This is a genomic window from Caballeronia sp., assembly GCF_028292365.1.
Classification (GTDB): domain Bacteria; phylum Pseudomonadota; class Gammaproteobacteria; order Burkholderiales; family Burkholderiaceae; genus Caballeronia.
Genome location: NZ_JAQGMM010000666.1, coordinates 1 through 2,585 on the forward strand (window position 1 = coordinate 1; position 2,585 = coordinate 2,585).

Sequence of the window (2,585 nt, forward strand, 5' to 3'; positions counted from 1 at the left end):
TTTGCGCTGTCTGACTCCGCAACTCTCCAATCATCAGGACGATCATCAAAGCCGCCAGCAAGATGAAAACCGTATTGCTCGTCGATGACGACCCCGCCACCCTCGAAGCCTGGACCCTGTGCATGCAGTCGGCGGACTGCACGGTACTGTCCGCGTTCGACGGCAACGGTGCGCTTGCATTATTGGGCGAGCACAGCGTGGACATCGTGGTGTCGGACTGGATGATGCCGGGGCTCGGCGGCGCGCTGTTATGCCAGACGATGAAGACCAACTCGGCCATGGCGCACATTCCCTTCCTGATGATCTCGGGTCATCCGCACCCGCCGGCTTTCGTTCACTATGACGGCTATTTGCAGAAGCCCGTCGAGATGGAAGCGCTCATGTCGGCGGTGGACCGGCTCTGCGCGGCGAAGCGCCGTCGGCCGTTCTGACGCAGCGCATCGAGCCGCTGCTTACCACGGGTTGCCTGGCGCGTGGCCTGCGTAGCCGATGCCGTTCGAGCCCAGAATCAAGCTCAGGCCAGCCGGGCCAGTTCCTTTTCCATGCGTTCTTGCGCAAGCCGGTTCAACTCTTGCGGCACCACACAATCGGCGGGCAAGGGCGGCAGCACGATCACGCGGATATGCCCGGGCTGATCGGGCCAGCCTTTTGCCGGCCAGTATTTGCCGGCGTTATGCACGACCGGCACGGCGGGCACTTGCGTGGAACACGCGAGCCTCACACCGCCCGAAGCCAGCTTGAGCGGCGCATCGTGCGCAACCCGCGTGCCTTCCGGAAAGATCACCACCACATCGCCCAGCGCAAGCTTTTCCGCGCACTCACGCGTAACAGCCTGATGCGCCTGACGGGGCGAACCGCGATCCAGGCTCACCATATCCAGGCCCTTCAGCACCCAGCCGAAGAACGGAATGCGCTTGAGTTCGCTCTTGAAAACGAAACTGATGCGGCGCGGAAACAGCGCCATGAACGCGAGTGTTTCCCATGTCGACTCATGCCGGCACAGCATGATGAATGGTTCGTTCGGCAGGTTCTCCAACCCTTCGACTGAACACGATACGCCGGTGATCACGCGCATCATCTTGACCATCGCGCGGCACCATTGTTTGGCGAGCCAATAACGGCCGCCACGACCGACGAACGGAAACAAAGGCAGAATCAGGATCGACCACACCGTACCGCTGCCAAGCAGGTAGGTCGCGAATAGCCACTTGACGAAGGTTCGATGCATTAAGAAATGGACAGTGGTAAAAGTGTGCGAAAGAGATGCGGCGGGTTGCAAAGCGTCTCGGGACAGGCTGACCGGCCCGACGTTTGAGCCCGCGTGCGAAACCCGAAGGATAGCGTGTGCGGCGGCGCATGTCCCGGATTCGGTCCTGAGCCCGCCCCTGAGCTAATCGCCCGATGACAATCAGAGAGGCACCAGCCTCTCTTTAACGGAGTTGCAATGACGGACGAAGCAAACAGCGAAATGAAGGGCGAGTTGAAGGGGGAATCGACGAATGGCGATGCCGCCAAGCCAACCACCGAGCCGGCGCTCGCCTACGAGGACGGCTTGCTGGATGTCGGCGATGGCCACGCCATGTACTGGCGCGCACAAGGACCGAAAGACGCCCCCGTGATGCTGATTGTCCACGGCGGCCCCGGCGGCGCGATGAACCTGAAGTGGGCGGACGTGCTCGATGCGTCGAAGTGGCGGACGGTTTTCTTCGATCAACGCGGCTGCGGCAAATCCACGCCGTTTGGGAAGCTGGAGCACAACGGTACGAACGATCTTATCGGCGATATGGAGAAGTTGCGGGTCGCGCTCGGCATCGAGAAATGGGCGCTGTTCGGCGGCTCGTGGGGCACGACGCTCGCGCTTAGCTATGGCGTGACGCATCCCGAACGCTGCCTCGGCTTTTTGCTGCGCGGGATTTTCCTCGCGCGCAAGGAGGATATCGATTGGTTCCTGTGGGATGTGCAGCGCGTGTTTCCGGACGCGCACCGGGCGTTCCTGGATGCCATCGAGACCGCGAGTGGCCAGCGTCCGCGCAATGCCGCCGAGATCCTGGCGCTCACCGGCGCGCCGCTCGCCCGTTTCGATGACGCCGGCATCAAGCTCGCCCGTGCGTGGTCAGGATTCGAGGCGACGTTATCGGTCGTGAATAAACCCGCGGCGAAGAAGACTGCTGACCAGGCGCAAAAGGACGAATCGAAAGGCGACGAATCGAAAGCCGGCGCTTCGGCAATGGCGGGTCAAGCAGCGGCTCAAATCGATGCCGTGCAAACCACCGCCACGCTGCCAGAAGCGCCGCAGGCTGATCCAGCTCATGATCCAGCTCAAGCTGAGCCGGCGACCCCCGAATCCACCCGCGAGGCCAACGCCGCTGCGATCTCCATGTCGCTGCTGGAGCACCACTACATGGCGCACGAGTTGCCGCCGGAGCCGTTGTTGCCGCGTATCGGCAGGATTGCGCATCTGCCGTGCGTGCTCGTGCATGGCCGCTTTGACATGGTGTGTCCCGCCGATCAGGCGCAGGCCTTGGCCGACGTATGGCCGGGCGCGCAGCTATCCATCGTTGATGCCGCGGGCCACTGGACCTTCG

Annotated in this window: 3 protein-coding genes; 2 read left to right on the plus strand and 1 reads right to left on the minus strand. The window is 62.5% G+C overall.

The window, feature by feature from the left end; all coding sequences use genetic code 11:
- Positions 1 to 62 precede the first annotated feature (62 nt).
- Positions 63 to 431 (plus strand): response regulator, encoded by a 369-nt coding sequence (locus JWR14_RS38115; protein ID WP_299719947.1) that lies wholly within the window; start codon positions 63 to 65, stop codon positions 429 to 431.
- 83 nt (positions 432 to 514) lie between these two features.
- Here the strand turns inward: JWR14_RS38115 and JWR14_RS38120 are convergent, their stop codons facing one another.
- Entirely contained in the window at positions 515 to 1,228 is a 714-nt protein-coding gene (locus JWR14_RS38120) for a lysophospholipid acyltransferase family protein (protein WP_299719950.1), read from the minus strand.
- Positions 1,229 to 1,444: 216 nt separating this feature from the next.
- Between JWR14_RS38120 and JWR14_RS38125 the strand changes: the two genes are divergently transcribed.
- Positions 1,445 to 2,585 (plus strand): alpha/beta fold hydrolase (locus tag JWR14_RS38125; protein ID WP_299719952.1); only part of this gene is annotated, 1,141 nt, incomplete at its 3' end.